A 20,593-nucleotide genomic window follows, 5' to 3' on the forward strand; every position below is an offset into this window, starting at 1 on the left:
CGACCGATCAGGACGTGCGCGCTGTCACGACGGTGCCCTGAGCCACCGCGACAATCCGTTCCGTGTCCCCGTCGATCGAATACACGGTGCAGTGGCAGACAGCCTGGTTTCGGGTCGACGAGACCGAGTGCGCGCGGGCGATCAAATACTCGCCGGTTGCCGGCCTCGCGAAATCGACGGTGCAGTGCGCGGTCACCGCGTCGCCGCCGAGCGCGATTCCGCCGGCGAACGTCACGGCATTGTCGGCCAGATAGCTGATGACGCCACCGTGCACGAAGCCGTGTTGCTGTCGGAGCTCGGGTCGGTTACTGAGGCGAACCTCTACGATGCCACCGTCGGTGGAGACGAGTCGAGCCCGCCGGATCTAGAAGGCGCGGCACGACCTGATGTCGGACGCCAGGATAGCCTTTGCCCCCAACTCGGCGAGCTCGTCCATGACGTTGTTGTGAACTTTGCGAGAAACCATGGCGCGCACGGCAACCCAGTTGTCGTCGACCATCGGCGCCAGCGTGGGCGACTCGATGCCCGGGGTGATCTTGACGGCCTCGTCGAGAATCGACTTCGGGCAGTCGTAATCGAGCATCAGGTACTGCTGTGCGAATACGACGCCTTGCACGCGGGCGATGAGCTGCTTACGCGCGGAATCGGTACCCGGGGTGCCTGCGCGCTCGATGAGTACGCCCTCCGAATCGCAGAGCGATTCACCGAAGGCCACCAGGTTGTTCTGGCGCAGTGATCGGCCCGATTCGACGACGTCGGCAATGGCGTCGGCGACCCCGAGCTGGATGGAGATCTCGACCGCGCCGTCGAGGCGGATGACCGTGGCCTCCAACCCCCGCTGCGCCAAGTCCGCGCGCACCAGATTGGGGTAAGACGTGGCGATGCGGAGTCCGCCCAAGTCCTCGGGTGCCCATTCCTTGCCCGCGGGCGCCGCGTAGCGGAACGTCGAGCGGCCGAATCCGAGCGCCAAGCGCTCTTCGACGGCAGCACCCGAATCGAGGGCCAGGTCGCGGCCGGTAATGCCCAGATCCAACTGGCCGGATCCGACGTAGATCGCAATGTCCTTGGGGCGGAGGAAGAAGAACTCGACGCCGTTCGCTGGATCGAGAACCGTCAGGTCCTTCGAGTCGCTTCGGCGCCGATAGCCGGCCTCGCTGAGAATCTCTGCGGCGGACTCGGAGAGAGCGCCCTTGTTGGGTACGGCTACGCGCAGCATGGAGTTTTCCTTCTTCGGTGAGTTCGTGGGAGACATGCGGGTCCTCGACTCACAGATGTCGGTAGACGTCCTCGAGCTCGATGCCCCTGCCCACCATCATCACCTGGACCCAGTACAACAGCTGCGAGATTTCCTCGGCGAGCGCCTCGTCGCTTTCGTGCTCGGCTGCGATCCACACTTCGCCCGCTTCTTCGAGAACCTTCTTGCCCTGAAAATGAACTCCCGCATCCAACGCTGCGACGGTGCCCGAGCCCTCCGGGCGGGTCTTCGCGCGGTCGGTGAGCTCGGCGAACAGGGAATCGAAAGTCTTCACGGATTCGTATTCTTTCACGTCGGTATCCAGCGGAATCAATTCGGTCGAGATTCGAGGAATCAGGCTGCCCAGGCCCGCCGGACGTCGTCGGCGGTGAGACCGACAAGACCGTCACGAATGGTGTACCCAGGAGCCGGCGGCACGGCGATCTCCGAGGGAACCACCAGCACGGGGCATCCTGCAGTGTGCGCGGACAGTGAGCCCGTAGGCGAGTCCTCGACCGCGAGGCAGGCTCCAGCGTCCACGCCGAGCAGTGCGGCACCGCGCAGGTACGGCGCTGGATGCGGTTTACCGACCTCCACCTCGTCGCCGGTGACCGTGATGTCGAAGTATTCGCGGCCCAACGTATCCAGCGCTCGCTCGACCAGACCGCGCTCGGTGTTGGTGACGAGCCCGGTGGACAGACCCATCTCGCGAACCAGAGCGAGCGCATCCTTGGCACCGGGCCGCCAGGGAATACCCTCGGCGAACAGGTCCCCGACACGGGTCGTCAGCCACTCACGACCCTCGGTCAGGTGCTCGTCGGTGACCTCGACCGATGCGTGTGCCAGGACCTTGCGTAGTGCATCCCACATCGAATTTCCGAGGGTGCTCTCGCGCACTTCTGCGCTGAGTTCCGTCCCGAGATTTCGTGAGTACTCACCGATCGCGACGTCCCAGATCTTCTCGGAATCGAGCAGTGTGCCGTCCATGTCCCACAGGACACCCTGCAGGTGAATTCCACTAGACATTGAAGTACTTGGCCTCCGGGTGATGAAGTACGAACGCATCGGTCGACTGTTCGGGATGGAGCTGCAGCTCCTCGGAGAGCTTCACGCCGATTCTCTCGGGCTCGAGCAGAGCGGCGAGCTTGATCCGGTCTTCCAGATCGGGGCATGCCCCGTAGCCGAACGAGTAACGAGCACCGCGGTATTCGAGTTTGAAGTACCCCTCGGCCTCGGTGGGATCCTCCGCGGCGATCGATTTGCCGTCGGACAGTTTCAGTTCTTCGCGCACTCGACGATGCCAGTATTCGGCCAACGCCTCGGTGAGCTGCACACCGATTCCGTGCACCTCGAGATAGTCGCGGTACGAGTCGGCAGCGAACAGCTCGTTCGCGAAGTCGGCAATGGGCTGGCCCATTGTCACCAGGTTCATCGGCAGAACATCGACTTGGCCGGATTCTCGTGCAGCCGTACGCGACCGAACGAAATCCGAGATGCAGAGGAATCGGTCACGGTGCTGACGGGGGAACGTGAATCGGAAGCGTTCGGGTGCATCGGGTTCGGGCTCGGTGAGCACGACGACGTCGTCGCCCTCGGACACCGCCGGGAAGTACCCGTACACCAGTGCGGCGTGTGCGAGTATGCCGTCGGTGCTCAGGCGATCCAGCCAATACCGCAGGCGCGGTTTGCCTTCCGATTCCACCAGGTCTTCGTAGGTGGCACCTTCACCCTTGCGAGCACCGCGCAGGCCCCATTGCCCGAGGAACAGCGCACGCTCGTCGAGCAGACCCGAGTAGTCGGCCAAGGACACGCCTCGGACGATGCGAGTACCCCAGAACGGCGGAACCGGGATGTCGATATCGGCTGCGACATCGGATCGTTCGGGCACGACGACCGGTGCCTCCGCAGCCTTGCGCTTCTCCGCGATGCGCTTGGACCGCTCATGGCGTTCCTTGCGCTCGGCGGCCTTGGCCTTCGCTTCGAGTGCCTCCGGACTGTCGGGAGCCGGACCCCCACCGCGTTTGGTGGTCATGATGGTGTCCATCAAACGCAGGCCCTCGAATGCGTCTCGCGCATAGTGGACGTCACCCTCGTACACATCTTGCAGATCGTTCTCGACGTACGACCGCGTCAACGCTGCTCCACCGAGCAGGACCGGGAACTGTTCCGCGACGCCCTTGGAGTTGAGTTCGATCAGGTTGTCCTTCATGACGACGGTCGACTTCACCAGCAGCCCGGACATCCCGATCACGTCGGCGCGCTTGTCTATCGCGGCTTCGAGGATGGTCGAAATCGGTTGCTTGATACCGAGATTGACGACCTCGTAGCCGTTGTTGCTCAGGATGATGTCGACGAGGTTCTTCCCGATGTCGTGGACGTCGCCCTTGACGGTACCGAGCACGATACGACCCTTGCCGTCGTCGTCGGTCGCCTCCATGTGCGGCTCCAGATACGCCACCGCAGCCTTCATCACCTCGGCGGAGGCGAGCACGAACGGCAACTGCATCTGACCGGAACCGAACAGCTCCCCCACGGTCTTCATGCCCGAGAGCAACGTCTCGTTGATGATCTCCAGCGGCGGCTTCTCGGTCATCGCTGCATCCAGATCGACGTCGAGACCGTTGCGTTCGCCGTCGACGATGCGGCGTTCGAGTCGCTCGAACAGTGGCAGACGACCCAGTTCCTCAGCGCGAGATTCCCGGGCCGATGCTGCCGAGACGCCCTCGAACAGCTGCATCAGCTTCTGCAACGGGTCGTAGCCTTCGCGGCGGCGGTCGTACACCAGATCCAGAGCGGTCTCGCGCTGCTCGTCGGGAATCTTGTTCATCGGCAGGATCTTCGACGCGTGCACGATGGCGGTATCGAGGCCGGCCTGTGTGCACTCGTGCAGGAAGACCGAGTTCAGCACCTGGCGTGCAGCGGGATTGAGACCGAACGAGATGTTCGACAACCCGAGGGTGGTGTGCACCTTCGGATACTTCTCCTTGAGCTGCCGGATCGCCTCGATGGTCTCGATGCCGTCGCGTCGAACCTCTTCCTGGCCGGTGGAAATCGGGAAGGTGAGGGTGTCGACGATGATGTCCTCGTGGCGCAGGCCCCAGTTCTCGGTGATGTCGGTGATCAGGCGATCTGCGACACGCACCTTCCATTCGGCCGTACGGGCCTGGCCTTCCTCGTCGATGGTGAGGGCGACGACGGCGGCACCGTGTTCCTTGACCAGACGCATGATCTTCTGGAACCGCGAATCGGGCCCGTCGCCGTCCTCGTAGTTGACCGAGTTGACGGCGCTACGGCCGCCGAGGTGCTCCAGACCGGCTTCGAGTACGGCCGGTTCGGTGGAGTCGAGCATGATCGGCAGCGTCGACGCGGTCGCCAATCTGCTTGCGAGCGCGGCCATGTCGGCGGCACCGTCGCGGCCGACGTAGTCGACGTTGAGGTCCAACATGTGCGCCCCGTCGCGCGTCTGATCCTTGGCGATGTCGAGGCACTTCTCGTAGTCCTCGGCCAGCATCGCGTCGCGAAATGCCTTGGAGCCGTTGGAGTTGGTGCGCTCACCGATCATCAGGATGCTGGCGTCCTGCTCGAACGGAACGGCAGTGTAGAGCGAGGAGACACCCGGCTCCGGCGCGGGCCGGCGCTCGAGCTTCGTGGCTGAGTGCACCATGTCGGCAACCTGACGGATGTGCTCGGGGGTGGTTCCGCAGCAACCGCCGACCAGAGCCAGCCCGTACTCGTTGACGAAACCGCTCAGCGCCGTGGCCAGTTCGGGTGCGGTCAGCGGGTACTCCGCTCCCTTTGCACCCAACGTCGGCAGACCGGCATTGGGCATCACCGACACCGGCAGCCGCGAATGCTTGGACAGATGGCGCAGGTGCTCACTCATCTCGGCCGGACCGGTGGCGCAGTTGAGGCCGATCATGTCGATTCCGAGCGGTTCGAGCGCAGTGAGCGCTGCACCGATCTCGCTGCCGACGAGCATCGCACCCGTCGTCTCGACCGTCACATGGGTGATGATCGGAATACGGACGCCCAGCCTGTCCATCGCGTGCTGGCTACCGATGATCGCGGCCTTGACCTGAAGCAAGTCCTGGCATGTCTCGACCAAAATGGCATCGGCTCCGCCGTCGATCATTCCCAGAGCGGCTTCGGTGTACGCGTCGCGCAGCCGGGCGAACGGAGCATGTCCGAGTGTGGGGAGCTTGGTCCCGGGGCCCATCGAACCCAGGACGTATCGGTCCATCCCGTCGCGGCCGGGGCCCATTTCGTCGGCGGTCTCGCGGGCGAGCCGGGTGCCTTTCTCGGCCAACTCGCGAATTCGATCCTCGATGTCGTAATCGGCCAAGTTGGGCAGGTTGCATCCGAACGTGTTCGTTTCCACGGCGTCCGCACCGGCTGCGAAGTACTCGCGGTGGATCTCGCGCAGCACGTCGGGCCGGGTGGCGTTCAGAATTTCGTTGCATCCCTCGAGACCGAGAAAATCGTCGAGAGTCAGGTCGGCGTCCTGGAGCATCGTGCCCATCGCTCCGTCGCCGATGACAACGCGACGTGAAATCGCATCGAGCAGACCGGGCTTGTGTTGATCGGGCATCACTACAGAGTAGTGGGCACCGCAGTTCCCTCGGGTCGTAGGCTGTCGTGGTGAGTCCCCGAAACCTCGATGGCCAGTCCCCGAACGACGACGTTACCGAAAATACGGACATTCCGGGTGCCGACTCGGCCGTGCCGCTCGACGCCGCGTTGATCGAGGCCGTCCACGACGCTGTGGCCAATGCCACAGACCTCGACGATCTTGACGAGGACATTCCCGAGTTGCGCTCCCCCATCCTGGTGGCTGCTTTCGAGGGCTGGAACGACGCGGGCGATGCGGCGAGCGGTGCCGTCGAGCACCTCGAGCTGATCTGGGATGCCAGTCCTCTTGCCGAGCTGGACTCGGAGGACTACTACGACTACCAGGTCAACAGACCGACGGTTCGCCAGGTAGATGGTGTCACCCGTGAGATCGAGTGGCCGTCGACTCGGTTGTCGGTGTGTTCGCCTCCCGGCAGCGACCGTGACGTGGTGCTGCTGCGCGGCATCGAGCCGAACATGCGGTGGCGCAGCTTCTGCGACGACCTGCTCGAGTTCGTCGAACAGCTCGGCGTCGAGACCGTCGTCATCCTGGGAGCACTGCTGGCCGACACCCCGCACACCAGGCCCGTTCCGGTCACCGGCACCGCCTACAGCACCGAGTCGGCCGAACAGTTCAATCTCGAACAGACCCGATACGAGGGCCCGACGGGAATCACCGGCGTGTTGCAGGACGAATGCGTGAAGGCCGGCGTCCCTGCGGTGTCGTTCTGGGCCGCCGTGCCCCACTACGTCTCGCAGCCGCCGAATCCCAAGGCGACCGTTGCATTGCTGCAGCGGGTCGAGGACGTGCTCGACATCGAGGTACCGCTCGGCGAACTTCCCACCCAGGCCGAGGAGTGGGAAGAAGCGGTCAACGAGATGACGAAAGAGGACGAGGAGATCAGCGAATACGTGCGCAGCCTCGAAGAGCGCGGCGATGCCGAGGTGGACATGTCCGACGCGATAGCGAAGATCGACGGCGACGCCATTGCAGCCGAGTTCGAGAAGTACCTGAGGCGCCGCGGCCCCGGCAACTTCGGACTCTGACCCGAGCGCACACGATGAACCGGGGCTCGGTGAGGTATTTCTGATGCCGACGTAACGTCACCGCATCGGTGGCGTCACCCCGACACCGCAATCTCGTGGGTATGGCCAGCACACCACGATTTCTGCAAGGCGTCTTCTCCTTCTCCGGCAACGGCCTGGACAAGCCCGAGTTGATCGATCCCAGCTTGAGTTTCGTCGTGCCCGAGGGTGTGACGGCCCAACCGCTGTACTTCCGGGGTGGAAACTCCAGCGACGAACTCGTGGTCGTGACTCTGCTGCGCGACGGTAGCCCGATGCGCATCTTCCCGATGGGAGCCAAGAGTGGGGTCAACATCCCCCTCCGTGTGGTCGAGGACGTCGATCCGGACACCGTCCTCGAGTTGGTCGTCGCTGCCCCGGCCGGAACCACCGGAGAGGTCGTCGTCGATTTCGGTCTGGTGCTCGTCTGATGACTGCAGGCAAGCAGCGGCTGTTGGTGATCGGCAACGGAATGGCCGGCGCGAGAACGGTCGAGCAGATCCTCGAGCGTGACGGCAGGTCGTTGTTCGAGATCACGATGATCGGCGACGAGCCGTACGGCAACTACAACCGAATCATGCTTTCGCACGTGCTGTCCGGTGAGACCACCGTCGATGACGAGGATCTGATCCTCAATCCCATGAGTTGGTACAGCGACAACGGCGTGACACTGCACGTGGGCGATCGTGCCGTGTCGTTGGATCGATTCTCCAAGACCGTTGTGTGCGAGAGCGGTCGGTCCGTCGACTACGACGTGCTGATCATCGCAACGGGAAGCAACACGTTCTTCCCGAACATGGACGGTCTCCGCGAATCCGACGGCAGACTGGCACGCGGTGTGTTCGGCTTCCGGACCATCGCAGACACCAATGGCATGCTGCAGATGGCAGAGTCTCGCGACGACGTCTGCGCCGTCGTCATCGGCGGCGGACTGCTCGGACTCGAAGCCGCGTACGGTCTGCGGACCCAGGGGCTCGACGTGAACGTGGTGCACTCCCCCGGACACTTGATGAACCAGCAGCTCGACGAGCGCGGTGGACGAGTGCTGCGCAACAAGATCGAGTCGCTCGGGGTCGGAGTGCACACCTCGAAGAGAACCACCTCGGTGTTGCGTTCCGAGGACGGTGTCGTCACCGGCGTCGGGTTCAACGACGGCACCTCGCTTGCTGCGGACATGGTCGTCGTCACCGCCGGTATCCGCCCCAGTGTCGACTTCGCTCGCGCCGGCGGTTTGGTGATCGAACGAGGAATCGTGGTCGACGACCAATTACGTTGCGAGGACGAAGGTTCCATCTACGCCGTCGGTGAATGCTGCCAACATCGCGGCGAGGTCTACGGCCTCGTTGCGCCACTGTGGGAGCAGGCCGTCGTATTGGCCGACGTGCTCACGGGTGCGAATCCCACTGCGGCGTATCATGGTTCGCGTCTGACGACCAAGCTCAAGGTGGCCGGTGTCGACGTCGCCTCGATGGGGATCACCGCCCCCGAGCGCGACGACGACGAGTTCGTCCAGTTCTACGAGCCGCGCAGTGGCACGTACAAGTCGGTGATCGTGCGGGGCAACAAACTGGTCGGTGCCACTCTGCTGGGCGACATCTCCAAGGCCAACTTCCTGACTCAGGCATTCGACGAGAAAGTACCACTGCCCGACGAGCGCATCAGCATGCTCTTCGATATGGGAACTCCCTCTGCGGCAACAGGAGCCGCGGAATTGGCCGACGACGTCCAGGTGTGCAACTGCAACGGTGTCACGAAGGGTGCCATCGTGGCCTGCGTGCACGCGGGTGCCAAGAATCTGAGCGACGTGACCGCGAAGACCCGCGCGGGCAAGGGGTGCGGCTCGTGCAAGGGGCTGGTGAAAGACATCATCGCGTGCGCAGCGGGCGGTGCCGTCGAAGCAGACCCCACCGCGGACTGGTACGTGCCGTGTATCCCGATGACGAAGCCGGAACTGATCGACGCCGTCCGAGCGCAGGATCTGCGGGCGGTGTCGCAGGTGTTCACAACGCTCGCGACCGACGGCCTCGAGGACGCCGCCGCCAAGATGCCGTTGGCGTCGTTGCTGCGCACCGTGTGGGGTCCGGATTGGGTGGACGAGCGCGGCGCGTTGTTCATCAACGATCGTGTGCACGCCAATATCCAACGGGACGGCACGTTCTCGGTGGTGCCGCAGATGAAGGGTGGCGTCACCACACCGGATCAGCTGCGAAAGATCGCCGACGTCGCAGACAAATACAGCGTTCCGCTGGTCAAGGTGACCGGCGGACAACGCATCGACCTGCTCGGCATCAAGAAGGAAGACCTGCCGAAGGTGTGGGGCGATCTGGACATGCCCTCGGGGTTCGCGTACGGCAAGAGCATGCGCACGGTGAAGACCTGCGTGGGCAGCGACTTCTGCCGCTTCGGCCTCGGCGACTCGACTGCTCTCGGTATCGCCCTCGAAGAGCGGTTCCAAGGCCTGGAGACTCCGGCGAAGTTGAAGCTCGCGGTAGCAGGCTGCCCTCGCAACTGTTCGGAGGCACTGTGCAAGGACTTCGGCGTCGTCTCGGTGGGCGAGGACAAGTGGGAGATCTACGTCGGAGGCGCGGCAGGCGCACACATTCGCAAGGGCGATCTACTGGCTACCGTGACGGGGGCCGAGGAGGTTCTGACCGTGGCAGGCAGGTTCATTCAGCACTACCGCGAGAACGCCCAATGGCTCGAGCGAACGTACGCGTGGGTTCCGCGCCTCGGCCTGGAAGAACTGCAGAGCGTGCTGATCGACGACCGTGACGGCATCGTGGCCGGACTCGACGAGCGAATGCAGGCATCGGTGGACGGCTACGTCGACCCGTGGCAGGACCGCGCGGCACCCAGATCACCCGCGCAGTTCACCCCGTCGCTGCCACTGCTTCCGCTGCCACAGGTGCCGGTCCGATGAGCGTGCCGGTGGGGGCGGTCGAGGACCTGACGCCCGGTGAGGGCAGGGCCTACGTGGTGGACGGCAAGCAGGTGGCTGTGTTCCTGCTCGGTGACGGTTCGGTGCGGGCGATGGACGCCATCTGCCCACACAAGGGCGGGCCACTGGCGGACGGTCAGATCGACGGATCCATCGTCGTCTGCCCACTCCATCAGTACACGTTCTCGCTCGACGACGGCTCCTGCCCCAGCGGCATCGACTCCGTGCGCACCTACCCCGCCGCAGTGGTGGACGGGAAAGTGACCGTCGAGCTCTAACCGGCACGGTTGAACGACCGAGACCCGTGGCCAGGGTCATTCCGCAGGCTCCACTCCTACCCCCTACCCTGTTCCAGTGAGCGATTCAGGTGAGGACGCACGGCTGGGCGCCGTGAACGCGTTCGTGGAGGAGGACCGTCTCGGTCTGTTCTCGTTCGCCGTTGCCGAGAAGCGATCCGAGTACCTGGCAGTCCTGCGGGCCTTCGACACCGCACGAGCCAATTACGTCGTCCTGCTGCACTCCGGAGACGTGGCCGACCTCATCGCCCGCAGCCCCGGTCGGCACGCCGCACTGACCACACTCGACATCGCGCCCCTCCTCGATCAGCTCCACGCCTGGGGCCTGCTCGAACGCAGCTACGACGGCACCCGCGCGGCGACCCTCGCCGAATACCGCAACCGTCACTTCGTCTACCAGTTCGGCCAGGCCGGCTACAAGGCGTACCGCGCGGTCGAGGACGTGCTCGGCGCCCGCCTGGACGACGCGTCACTGTCGCGGTTGGTGTTGCCCGAGCTGCTGGCCGACATGCACGAGCTGGCCGAGGCGAACCGTCAGGCCGACGGCGATCGCATCTACCGCAAGCTGAGCAGACTCGATTCGACGCTGTCGGAGATGGCGACCCGCGCCGCACATTTCTACTTGGTGCTGGGCGATCTGGTGCGCACCACCGAGATCACTCCCGAGTCGTTTCTGGTCCACAAGGATGCGTTGCTGACGCACATGCGCGAGTTCAGCTCGGATCTCACCCGCTACGCCCCGAAGCTGGCGGAGGCGATCGCGCTCGTCGAGAGCACCGGCATCGAGGAGCTCGTCGAGCGCGCCGCGATCAGCGACGAACGAGTATTTCTCTCCGTCGACGAACGGCGAGCCGACTGGACCGACCGCTGGGCCGGCCTGTCGCACTGGTTCGTCGCGGCGGAGTCCGAACTCAGCGAGTCCGAGCGACTCCGCGAAGGCACGATGAGCGCGATTGCCGCCGTGCTGTCGCTCCTACGCCGCGTCACGGAGACCCGCAGGGGTGGCGTGAGCAGGGAAAGCCAATTGCGGCATCTGGCCGGCTGGTTCGCGGCCACGCCTACCGAGGACAGCGCACACGCCCTGTTTCACGCAGTGTTCGGTCTCGGCAGGCCCAGGCACCTGTCGATGGTGCATCCCGATGCCGACATCATCTCGACGTCCCGATCGTGGTGGGAGGCTCCACCGGTCGAGATTTCCCGCACCCTGGCCGAGACCGGACGCACCCCGACCCCCGGCGTTCCGGGTCGGGTGCAGCGCAACGACGGCGGCATCAGGCGGCTTCGGGAGCAGCAACTGCACGCGCAGCGATCACGCAGTGCCGCAGCGCAGTCGCTTGCGTCGGCCGGAATCCACGACCGAATTCTGAACGAGCAGGAAACCGAGGTGCTGTTGAGCCTGCTGAACGCTGCACTCACGGCGCGGGTACGGGTGAGTGGGCGGACCTCCGACTCGTCCGGATCGGACAGCGGCGTGCGCTTGACGCTGAGTGACAGCGACCGTTCGACGATCGTGCGGACCAGCCGGGGACGCCTGCATCTGGACCGCCTGTCTCTCGATGTCAGCGAGGTCGCTCGCCGATGAGAGCTCGCGAAATCTCCACCCTCGCACTGGATTCCTACCAGCGGGCCGCCCGGGTCGCGCTGTCGAATCACCTGGTGACCACGACGTATCCCGATAGGATTGCGCTGCCTCTGCTGCGCAGATGGGCCACCGAGTTACGCGAGGACCTGCTCGAACTGTTCGGGTATCGCCTCGAGGTCACCGAGACCACGGCACGTCTGTACCCGGTGATCGATCGGCTCGACGACAGTCAACCCGCCCGAACAGCCACCGACCGAATCTTCGACCGACGTAGATACGCGTATCTGGCACTGGCACTGGCGGCACTCGGCAGGGCGGGCAACCAGATCACCCTCTCCGAGCTTGCCGATCATGTTGCGGCAGAAGCAAGTCAAGTAGACGGAGTAGAGCTGACGACCGACCGAGCGAGCGACCGAGACGCATTCGTCGACGCGATCGGCTGGCTTGCGACCCGCGGTGCGATCGCATTGGCCGACGGTGACGCCACCGGTTGGGCGAACAATCCGTCCGCAGGCGAGGCCCTCTACGACATCGACCGGCCTGTCGTCGTCGCTCTCTTCCGGCCGCCTCGCGCCGTCCAGCATCTGCGATCGATTCGCGGTCTGTTGGCCGGCACGGACGCCGCGATCGATCTCGACGATTCCGATCCAGGACACACCGACTCCGGACGCGAAGCAGACCCGAAGGAAACGCTACGTGCAGTACGCCGAGCGTTGGTCGAGCAACCGGTCGTCTACCTCGACGATCTCGACCCGGACGGCCGCACTGCCCTGGCCGCATCGCGCACCGTTGCCGACGTCGAGTTGCTGACCGGTCTCGTTGCCGAGCGCCGTTCCGAGGGGGTGGCACTCATCGACACCTCGGGTCGGCTGTCGGACCACCGCTTCCCCAGCACCGGAACCATTGCCCAGGTAGCGTTGTTGATCGCCGGTGAAATCTCGGACCGAGTGATCGATCCGGATGCACCCGCTCTGGCGACCTACCCCCTACCCGACGGTGACGCCCTGATCGAGCAGTTGGACAGTGCCATTCCCGACGGTGGGATCTTCGGTGATCTCGCCGAGTTCGGGTTCGGTTCCGACGCAACGACATTCGACAGTGTGAACGAGAAGAAGCTGTATCCGTTGATCGAGGACAGTTGGTTGACCACGGTCGTCGATGATCTCGTCGAACGTTTCGGCCGCACCTTCGCTGCTCAGTGGCAGAGCGATCGGGACGGCCTACGGCTGCGTGCACTGGCACTACTGCATCGACTTCGCCTGGTGCACTGCGTGTCCGGCGGCGCGCTGGTACTGCCGGTGATCGCGCGCTACCGAGACGTGATGGTCAGCGTGCGTGATCGGACCCCGCAGGACTCACTGTTCGGCAACGGACAATCCCCCAGCACCGATCCATCCGAAGTAGAGGCTTGAGTAGATGACCGCACACTCGACACGTTTTCGGCCGACACGAGCAGGGATCGTCAACCTGTGGGACTACCGCGATCAGGAGTTCTCCTTCGCCGACGGTCGCCTGGTGCTGCGTGGGCCCAACGGATCCGGCAAGACCAAAGCGCTCGAAGTATTGTTTCCTTTCGTCCTCGATGGTCGCATCGAACCGCGCCGACTCAATCCGTTCGCCGGTGAAGAGCGAACCATGAAGTCCAACCTGCTCTACCGAGGGCAGGAAAGCGCTCACTCGTACGTGTGGATGGAGTTCGGCCGCGGCTCGCGCGAGGACCCCGAATCGGTGACGGTAGGCATCGGCATGCGGGCCAGCCGTCAGAACGACAAGGTGACCCGCTGGTACTTCGTGGCCGACGGCCGAGTTGGCGTCGACTTCTCGTTGTTGGGCTCCGACGACCGACCGTTGACGAAGAAGCAGCTGGCCGAACAACTGGGCAGCGATGCCATCACCGATCGACCTGTCGACTACCGTGCCGCGATCGATGCCCGGATGTTCGGGCTCGGCGCGCAACGCTACGACCAGTTGATCAATCTGATTCTGACACTTCGCCGTCCGCAGTTGGCCAAGAATCTCGATCCGAAGGGACTGTCCCAAGCGCTGACCGATGGTCTGCGTCCTCTCGACGAGCAACTGGTGCTCGAGGCCGCACGATCCTTCAGTGACATGGAGGAAGTGGGACGTGCGCTGGAAGGGCTGGCTCAAGCCGACCAGGCAGCCAGGAACTTCGTGTCGGTCTATTCCAAATACCTTCGGGTGCAAACTCGTTCGGATGTCGAGCAAGTCTCGCGCCGGCTCGAGACCGTAACCCACGCGACCACTGCGCACTTCGCGGCGTCGGCGCTGAAGGACCGTCGACTGGTGGAGCGTGCGGCAGCCGAAACTCGATTCGACGAGGCCGAGCGTGCACTGGATCAGGCCGTCGCAGACCGCGAAACACTGCAGCGCTCGAGCGCTTACGAGGGCAAGCAGCAACTGAACGACCTGGCCGAATCTGCGGCAAAGCTGGAAGTATCGACGGCGCAGCAGGCCGACCGGGCACGCAAAGCGCAAGCAGAACTGGAACAGCGCACCGCCGAGGCAGCTCGAGCGGACGCCGCACTCCGGGATTCCGTCTCCGGGGTGACCCGCGCGGAGGAAGAGCTGCAGACTGCAGCCGAGGACGCGGGCATCGTGTGGACACCGCTGCCGGGTACGGCTCGCAGTGACCAGATCGGTACCGCTCTTCGAGGGCACGCCGAGGAGCGGGACGGTGACGTACGCGCGGTTCGTGAGGCGCTGGCAACCGTCGAGAAGGCGTCCACGGAACGTGCTCGCGCGGAGAAGGCTGCAACGAAGGCGCGCGACTTGCTGGAGGCAGCGGCGGCAGCGGTCACCGAGGCCGAGGCGACCGTGGATCTGGAGAAGGCGCAGTTCGCTTCGGGACTGCGGACCTGGTGGTCAAACAACTCGGCGCTGTACTCCTCCGCGGGCATCACCTCCGCTGTGTTCGACGCCCTCGACGCGGCGTTGGCAGGCATCGGCGACGACGACGCCCCGAGCCTGGAATCGGTGCTCGCCGAGCAGACCGCAGACGGTATCGACGCAATTCGTGCCCGGCAGGCACAGGCACGCGTCGACGTGTCCACGCGCTCGGCCGAACTGAATGCGCTGCGCGACGAACTGTCTCTGGTTCGAGCCGAACACGACGACGCCCCACCGCCGTTCGCTGCGCGGACCGACAGCCGTGCAGATATCTCGGGCGCACCGCTGTGGCAGCTGGTTCGATTTTCCGACGCGGTGTCCCCTGCCGACGCGGCGGGGATCGAATCCGCGTTGCAGGCCGCCAATGTGCTCGACGGTTGGATCCACCCGACCGCGGACTTCCCCGCCGACGCAGACTCGGAGCAGTATCTGGTGCCGCTACCGGAGGCCTCCAGGCCTTCCGGGGCAACGTTGGCGTCCGTTCTGGAACCGGAACCCGGAACGGCCGTACCGGCGTCCCGAGTCCTGGATCTGCTCGAATCCGTTGCATTGCAGCAGGAGCCGAACGATCGATCGGGCGGCGCTGTCGCGGTAAGTGTCGACGGCCGATACTGGCAGGGTGTGCAGCGGGGTCGACACGCGAAACCGGACGCCGAGTACATCGGTGCCACGGCGCGGGCTCGCCGGCGGGAGCAGCGCATCGCCGAACTCGGCAGCGCGATCGATACGGCAACGGCTGCGCTCGAGACCGCGACGGCCGACGAGCTGGCGGCACGCGAGCGGGTGCAGGCTCTGGGCGCGGCCGCCAAACAACTCCCCCGTGTCTCGTCCATCGTGAAGGCACAACGCGCCGTCACGGCCGCCGCTGGAGCGCTGCGCACCTCGAAGGATGGTTCCGTAGCCGCCGACCGCGAATTCGATCAGGCGATCGCGGATCTGTCCGCGAAGGAGAAGCAACTGCGCACCGTCGCCGTCGCCCATCGCACCCCTCACATCGGACGCGATGTCGATGCCCTTGCCGCAGCGATTCGCCATTTCGAGCACCAGGGCGCGGTGGTCATCCGCAAGCGCAGCGACCACACGCGCGAGAGCGAGCGGGCCCGCGAAGCCACCAACCGCCTCGAGGAAGCGACCGGTCTGGCCGAGGAGCTCGCCGAGGAAGCCGCGATAGCCGACGAGAACTACCGGCAGCAGGTGCAACGCCTCGAGCTCCTGAGCGAGAAGCTCGGTGCTACCGCCGAACAGATCGACACCGATCTCGAGAACGCACGCGAACGCATCGAGAAATGCCGCGTCGAGCAGCGGGCAGCCCGAAAAGCGGACAAGGAAGCCGGCGAAGCGATCGGCAAGGCCGAGGGTGCCTGCAACACGGCACTCGAAACCCTGCGCGCCGCGGTCACCGAAACCCTGACCGATGCGGTGCGGCTCGCGCCGTACGCCCGCAAGGATCTGCTCGCCATCCTCGGCGTCCACGAGACGTACGCGTGGCCGGCCAGTGACTCGGCGTGGCTGACGGTCGAACAGATCCTGTATCGAGTTCAGCAGGCCGACGGCCCGGACGACGTCGATCCGGTGCTTCCACCGGTGGTGAGCGCGTTGCATTCGGCACTCGACGCGGCGACGGCGTCGGTGAAAGTGAGTGACTCGAGCCGGAAGTCGACCCGAACGGCGCTGACGAGTGCGCTGCAGGAGTTCGACTCGCAACTGGCCGCATCGGGTCAGGACTACCGTCTGCAATGGGATGCGCCGGACGGTTTGACGGTGGTACGAGTGCAGGACGAGCAGGGCTATTCGTCGGTCGGAGACTTCGCCGACCGAATCGGTTCGGCCAGGGCCGACCAGGAACTGTTGCTGACCGAGCAGGAGCGCCGGATTCTCGAGGATGCCCTGCTGACCGGTCTGGCGCAGCAGATCCACGAACGCACTGTCGACGCCCGCGAGCTGATCGCTCAGATGTCCGCCGAGATGAAGCAACGCCGGATGTCCTCGGGCAACACGATCGGCGTGCACTGGGTGCTCGCGGACAACCTCGACGACGGGGCGCGGGCGGTGTCCAAACTGCTGGACCGCGACGCCTCGGCGCTGAACCAGGACGACCTGGCCGCGATGCGCGCCCACTTCGCGTCGGAGATCAGGATTGCCCGTGCCGCACATCCGGAACGGTCGTACCCCGAGATCCTTTCTGCGACACTGGACTATCGCCGTTGGCGGGTGTTCGCCTTCACGCTCATCAGTGGGGACGGCAACGAGGATCGCCTGACCGTCGCCCGGCACAGTGCGCTCTCCGGCGGCGAGCAATCTGTGTCGCTGCACCTGCCGCTGTTCGCGGCAGCGCACGTGATGCTCTCGTCCGCCGATCCGCACTCCCCTCGTCTGCTCGCTCTCGACGAGGCGTTCGCCGGTGTCGACGACAACGGCCGCAGCGAATTGTTGGGCCTGAGTGTGCAATTCGACCTCGACCTGTTCATGACCGGCTACGACCTGTGGATCACCTACGCGGACGTCCCCGGTTGCGCGCACTACGACCTGGCGCATTCGACGGCCGAGAACACCGTCAGTGCAGCGCTTCTGGTGTGGGAGAACGGCGAACTGTTCGCCGAACACGACGGCACCGACCTCGCGGCCGCACTCGGATCACCGTTGACTCGCCGTGTGCCGACCCGAACCGAAGGCGGGCTGGAGTTTGTCCAGTAACGGCGAATGGCGGGGCAGCGCGGAATTGTCTGCGCTGCTGGATGCTGCACGAAAGAAGTTGGAGTCCAACTGGCTTCGGGTCGGTGGCAACATCACCGTCGATCTGAGCGATGCCCCGGAGCTGTGGCGTCTGTGCAGCGCCATCTCTCGGTCCAACTCCAGTCTGCATTCTCGGGCGCGGAGCACCAAGCTCGATCTCGAGCGGTTCGACGCGTGGCTGCGCCATCCGCTCAATGGTGGCGCCGGATTGATCGACACTCTCACCGAGCAGGCCCCGTTGCAGGACAAGAAGCGCATCGCTGCGGACAAGGCTCAGATGCGGGCGGACGCTCTGGATCGAGCCAGGGAGGTACTCGGCGGTGGTACCGATCGCGAGTGGATCGAGTACTGGATCGCCTCGCTGCTCAATCAGGACGGCACGCTCGGCGGCCGCGTCGCCGTCGACGCACTGGCGGTGGCAACGCAGGTCCTGGCCCTGCTTCCGGTGGACGGGATGTCGCTCACCGAGCTGGCGGAACTGGCCACCGGTGATACCAAGGCCCTCGCGGGCGGAGGAGCCGCGAAGCTCGTCCTCGACGCACTGTCGTTGTGCGAGAACGTGCCTCGACCCGTCGACCCGGTGGGCATCAGGGCGCTGTGGGAGACGGCCGGGGTGTCGGTCGACGCACTGTCGAGTCGGGTCCTGGTTCTCGGCTACCGCGTCGACGAGAACCACACGGTGGCTCGTTGGCTCAACGACGCAGCGGACGAGGGCGTGCCTTTTCCCGTCACCGTGGACATGCTCGCGCGTGGCCCGCTCACGAACAGCTCGTCGAGAGTGTTCGTCTGCGAGAACATCGCTGTGCTCGCTGCTGCAGCCCGAACTCTCGGCTCGAGCAGCGCAAGCGTGATCTGCACCGACGGCCAGCCGTCGGCCGCGGTGCATCGGCTGCTGGCTTCGCGCGCTCCCGACACCGCCATCGAGTGGCGTGCCGACTTCGACTGGGCCGGACTGCACATGGTGAAACGAGCCGTGGATCGATACGGCGCGTCACCGTGGCGAATGGATGTCGATTCCTACCGTCACGGACTGGATGCGCGGAATTCGGAACCACTGAAGGGACATCCCACGGACAGTCCGTGGGACCCGGAACTGGCTGCCGCACTCCGTGATTCGGGTCGTGCGGTCATGGAAGAACGACTGATCCCGGATCTGCTGGCGGATCTACGCCTGGGGCCCGCGAACTAACGCAGCGGCACTCCGAGCAGCGCGTCGACGGCATCGGCGAAGGCACCGGGTGCACCTGCATCCGATCCACCCCGCTCGACTGCAAAACTAGCCCACGCGTCGAGAGCGTCGAGCGCCTTGGGTGTGTCGAGGTCGTCGGCCAGGTGCTGCCGGAGCCGGTTGATCACGTCGTCGGCCGACGCCGCCGCCTCGAGCGCCGCTGCCCGACGCCACAGCGCGAGCCGGGTGTGAGCCCGTTCGAGGACCTCGTCGGACCACGGTCGATCCTGCCGGTAGTGACCCGCCAACAGCCCGAGACGCACAGCGGCCGGATCGACGTTCTCGGCGCGGAGCTTGGAGACGAACACCAGGTTGCCGCGGCTCTTGGACATCTTCTCGCCGTCCAGCCCGATCATTCCCGTGTGCACGTAGTGGCGGGCGAAGCGGGGATCACCGGTCGCGGCCTCGGCGTGGGCCGCAGAGAATTCGTGGTGCGGGAAGATGAGATCGCTTCCGCCGCCCTGGATGTCGAAGCCGGTTCCGATTCGATTGAGTGCGATTGCGGCACACTCGATGTGCCAACCCGGTCGGCCGGGGCCCCACGGCGACGGCCACGACGGTTCGCCGGGACGCACCGCGCGCCACAACAATGCGTCGAGTGAATTTCGCTTGCCTGCGCGATCTGGATCGCCACCGCGCTCGGCGAAGAACGTGTCCATCGTGGGGCGGTCGTATCCGGACTCGTAGCCGAATTGCTCGGTGGCGTCGGCGCGGAAGTACACGTCGGGGTACTCGGCGTCGTCGACGACGTAGGCGGCCTTGGACGCAACCAACTTCTCCACCAGTTCGACGACCTCGTCGACGGACTCGACGGCCCCGATGTAGTCGCGAGGAGGGATCACCCGCAGAGCTTCCATGTCGGCGCGGAAGAGCTCGATCTCGCGTGCCCCCAGGTCGCGCCAGTCCTCACCGTCGCGATCGGCACGCTCGAACAGCGGATCGTCGACATCGGTGACGTTCTGCACGTAGTGCACGTCGACACCGGCATCCCGCCACAACCGGTTGATCAGGTCGAACGTCAGGTAGGTCGCTGCGTGTCCCAGATGGGTGGCGTCGTACGGGGTGATGCCGCAGACGTACATGCGGGCGGTCGAACCCGGGGTGACGGGACGGACCTGGCGGTCGGCGGTGTCGAACAATCGAAGCGCTGGACCCTGTCCTGGGATTGTCGGGATCTCCGGGCTGGACCAAGAATGCATGCAGCCGAGCCTATCCGAGCCCGATCAGAAGGCGGGCCACGGTATGGGTCTGCTCGAACGAGGCTCCGGCATGACCGGGCGTGCAATGAGCTCCTGCGCCCGATCGAGAACTGCGATGGCTTCGGTCAGCGTGATCTTGTCCACCAGACGCGGGGCGGTGACGGCGTCGAAGGTCTCGACGAACCGAACGACGTCGTTCATCAACGCGTCGTCCACCGCCTGGCCGGCCCATCCCCACAGCACCGTGCGCAACTTGTTCTCAGCGTGCAGGCAGATGCCGTGATCGACCCCGTACACGTATCCGTCGAGCCCTTCGAGCGCGTGTCCGCCTTTGCGGTCGGCGTTGTTGAGGATCACGTCGAGGACTGCCATCCGCTGCAGACGCGGATCGTCGGCGTGGATCAGCGCGATCTCTTCTCCGTCGCCGTCGTACGCCTGCAGCACCGGAATCCATCCTGCGGGTACCAGATCGGGTCGACAGATGTCGACGAGATCGACCCGTCCCTCGGCGTGAACCTCGGGTGTGTCGATCCACTTCTGCACCATTCCGGGCCCGAACGGCCCGTCGCGCAGAACCGTCGGAGGTATGACACCCCAGCCGAGCGACTCGGATATCTCGTAGGACGCAACCTCGCGGCCGGCGAGAGTGCCGTCGGGGAAGTCCCATAGCGGCACCTCCCCGCGAACGGGCTTGTAGACGCACCGGACAGACGAATCGCCCTCGCCCGCTTCGCACACCAACGTGGCGTTGCTGGCCGAGACCACCCGCCCGACGATCGTGAGCTCGCCGGTCTCCATCGTTT

At 65.0% G+C, this 20,593-nt stretch carries 15 protein-coding genes; 8 read left to right on the forward strand and 7 right to left on the reverse strand.

Annotated features, from left to right (window positions below):
• Positions 1-7 precede the first annotated feature (7 nt).
• From CH286_RS21865 to metH, 5 genes are read right to left on the reverse strand one after another with little or no spacing between them, the layout of a single operon-like run.
• Positions 8-364 carry a PaaI family thioesterase gene (locus tag CH286_RS21865; protein ID WP_094610364.1) on the reverse strand — a complete coding sequence of 119 codons (357 nt, stop codon included), beginning with the start codon at positions 362-364 and terminating at the stop codon, positions 8-10.
• A complete protein-coding gene (gene hisG / locus CH286_RS21870) occupies positions 365-1,216 on the reverse strand; it encodes an ATP phosphoribosyltransferase (RefSeq protein ID WP_032377881.1) in 852 nt (283 codons plus the stop codon). It abuts the gene before it with no gap.
• A gap of 49 nt (positions 1,217-1,265) precedes the next feature.
• Positions 1,266-1,529: a phosphoribosyl-ATP diphosphatase gene (locus tag CH286_RS21875; protein ID WP_032378490.1), complete on the reverse strand. Its 264-nt coding sequence runs from the start codon at positions 1,527-1,529 to the stop codon at positions 1,266-1,268.
• Positions 1,530-1,588: 59 nt separating this feature from the next.
• Positions 1,589-2,260 (reverse strand): HAD family hydrolase, encoded by a 672-nt coding sequence (locus CH286_RS21880; RefSeq protein ID WP_032403416.1) that lies wholly within the window; start codon positions 2,258-2,260, stop codon positions 1,589-1,591.
• Entirely contained in the window at positions 2,253-5,822 is a 3,570-nt protein-coding gene (gene metH, locus CH286_RS21885; RefSeq protein ID WP_094610365.1) for a methionine synthase, read from the reverse strand. The genes CH286_RS21880 and metH overlap by 8 nt, the downstream gene beginning before the upstream one ends.
• A gap of 152 nt (positions 5,823-5,974) precedes the next feature.
• On the opposite strand from metH, the gene CH286_RS21890 reads away from it, so the two are divergent.
• From CH286_RS21890 to CH286_RS21925, 8 genes are all read left to right on the forward strand, one after another.
• Positions 5,975-6,889, forward strand: a complete 915-nt coding sequence (locus tag CH286_RS21890; protein ID WP_052058405.1) for a PAC2 family protein — start codon at positions 5,975-5,977, stop codon at positions 6,887-6,889.
• A gap of 101 nt (positions 6,890-6,990) precedes the next feature.
• The gene (locus tag CH286_RS21895; RefSeq protein ID WP_032377878.1) at positions 6,991-7,338 is read left to right on the forward strand and encodes a hypothetical protein; all 348 of its coding nucleotides are present in this window, start codon (positions 6,991-6,993) and stop codon (positions 7,336-7,338) included.
• Positions 7,338-9,827, forward strand: coding sequence for a nitrite reductase large subunit NirB (nirB, locus tag CH286_RS21900; RefSeq protein ID WP_094610366.1), 2,490 nt, complete (start codon positions 7,338-7,340; stop codon positions 9,825-9,827). Before CH286_RS21895 ends, nirB begins: the two co-directional genes overlap by 1 nt.
• A complete protein-coding gene (locus CH286_RS21905) occupies positions 9,824-10,123 on the forward strand; it encodes a Rieske (2Fe-2S) protein (protein WP_037150453.1) in 300 nt (99 codons plus the stop codon). The genes nirB and CH286_RS21905 overlap by 4 nt, the downstream gene beginning before the upstream one ends.
• A 124-nt stretch (positions 10,124-10,247) precedes the next feature.
• On the forward strand, positions 10,248-11,723 hold the full coding sequence (locus tag CH286_RS21910) for a TIGR02677 family protein (protein WP_441347134.1): 1,476 nt from the start codon (positions 10,248-10,250) through the stop codon (positions 11,721-11,723).
• Complete coding sequence (locus CH286_RS21915) at positions 11,720-13,135, forward strand: DUF2398 family protein (RefSeq protein WP_094610368.1); 1,416 nt, start codon at positions 11,720-11,722, stop codon at positions 13,133-13,135. Before CH286_RS21910 ends, CH286_RS21915 begins: the two co-directional genes overlap by 4 nt.
• 4 nt (positions 13,136-13,139) lie before the next feature.
• Complete coding sequence (locus CH286_RS21920; RefSeq protein ID WP_094610369.1) at positions 13,140-17,324, forward strand: TIGR02680 family protein; 4,185 nt, start codon at positions 13,140-13,142, stop codon at positions 17,322-17,324.
• Positions 17,314-18,552 carry a DUF2399 domain-containing protein gene (locus tag CH286_RS21925; protein ID WP_080737279.1) on the forward strand — a complete coding sequence of 413 codons (1,239 nt, stop codon included), beginning with the start codon at positions 17,314-17,316 and terminating at the stop codon, positions 18,550-18,552. The genes CH286_RS21920 and CH286_RS21925 overlap by 11 nt, the downstream gene beginning before the upstream one ends.
• On the opposite strand, the gene mshC is transcribed toward CH286_RS21925, so the two are convergent.
• The gene (gene mshC, locus CH286_RS21930) at positions 18,549-19,790 is read right to left on the reverse strand and encodes a cysteine--1-D-myo-inosityl 2-amino-2-deoxy-alpha-D-glucopyranoside ligase (protein WP_032403410.1); all 1,242 of its coding nucleotides are present in this window, start codon (positions 19,788-19,790) and stop codon (positions 18,549-18,551) included. The two genes, CH286_RS21925 and mshC, sit on opposite strands and share 4 nt — an antisense overlap.
• Before the next feature lie 24 nt (positions 19,791-19,814).
• On the reverse strand, positions 19,815-20,588 hold the full coding sequence (locus CH286_RS21935; RefSeq protein ID WP_165430252.1) for an SCO1664 family protein: 774 nt from the start codon (positions 20,586-20,588) through the stop codon (positions 19,815-19,817).
• Positions 20,589-20,593: the final 5 nt, after the last annotated feature.

It is taken from the genome of Rhodococcus sp. WWJCD1, assembly GCF_002258735.1.
GTDB lineage: Bacteria > Actinomycetota > Actinomycetes > Mycobacteriales > Mycobacteriaceae > Rhodococcoides.

Bases quoted from the DNA above. Each gene is read 5' to 3' on its own strand.
- hisG (WP_032377881.1), bottom strand. From the start codon at position 1,216: ATGCTGCGCGTAGCCGTACCCAACAAGGGCGCTCTCTCCGAGTCCGCC.
- CH286_RS21880 (WP_032403416.1), bottom strand. From the start codon at position 2,260: ATGTCTAGTGGAATTCACCTGCAGGGTGTCCTGTGGGACATGGACGGC.
- metH (WP_094610365.1), bottom strand. From the start codon at position 5,822: ATGCCCGATCAACACAAGCCCGGTCTGCTCGATGCGATTTCACGTCGC.
- CH286_RS21895 (WP_032377878.1), top strand. From the start codon at position 6,991: ATGGCCAGCACACCACGATTTCTGCAAGGCGTCTTCTCCTTCTCCGGC.
- nirB (WP_094610366.1), top strand. From the start codon at position 7,338: ATGACTGCAGGCAAGCAGCGGCTGTTGGTGATCGGCAACGGAATGGCC.
- CH286_RS21905 (WP_037150453.1), top strand. From the start codon at position 9,824: ATGAGCGTGCCGGTGGGGGCGGTCGAGGACCTGACGCCCGGTGAGGGC.
- CH286_RS21915 (WP_094610368.1), top strand. From the start codon at position 11,720: ATGAGAGCTCGCGAAATCTCCACCCTCGCACTGGATTCCTACCAGCGG.
- CH286_RS21920 (WP_094610369.1), top strand. From the start codon at position 13,140: ATGACCGCACACTCGACACGTTTTCGGCCGACACGAGCAGGGATCGTC.
- mshC (WP_032403410.1), bottom strand. From the start codon at position 19,790: ATGCATTCTTGGTCCAGCCCGGAGATCCCGACAATCCCAGGACAGGGT.
- CH286_RS21935 (WP_165430252.1), bottom strand. From the start codon at position 20,588: ATGGAGACCGGCGAGCTCACGATCGTCGGGCGGGTGGTCTCGGCCAGC.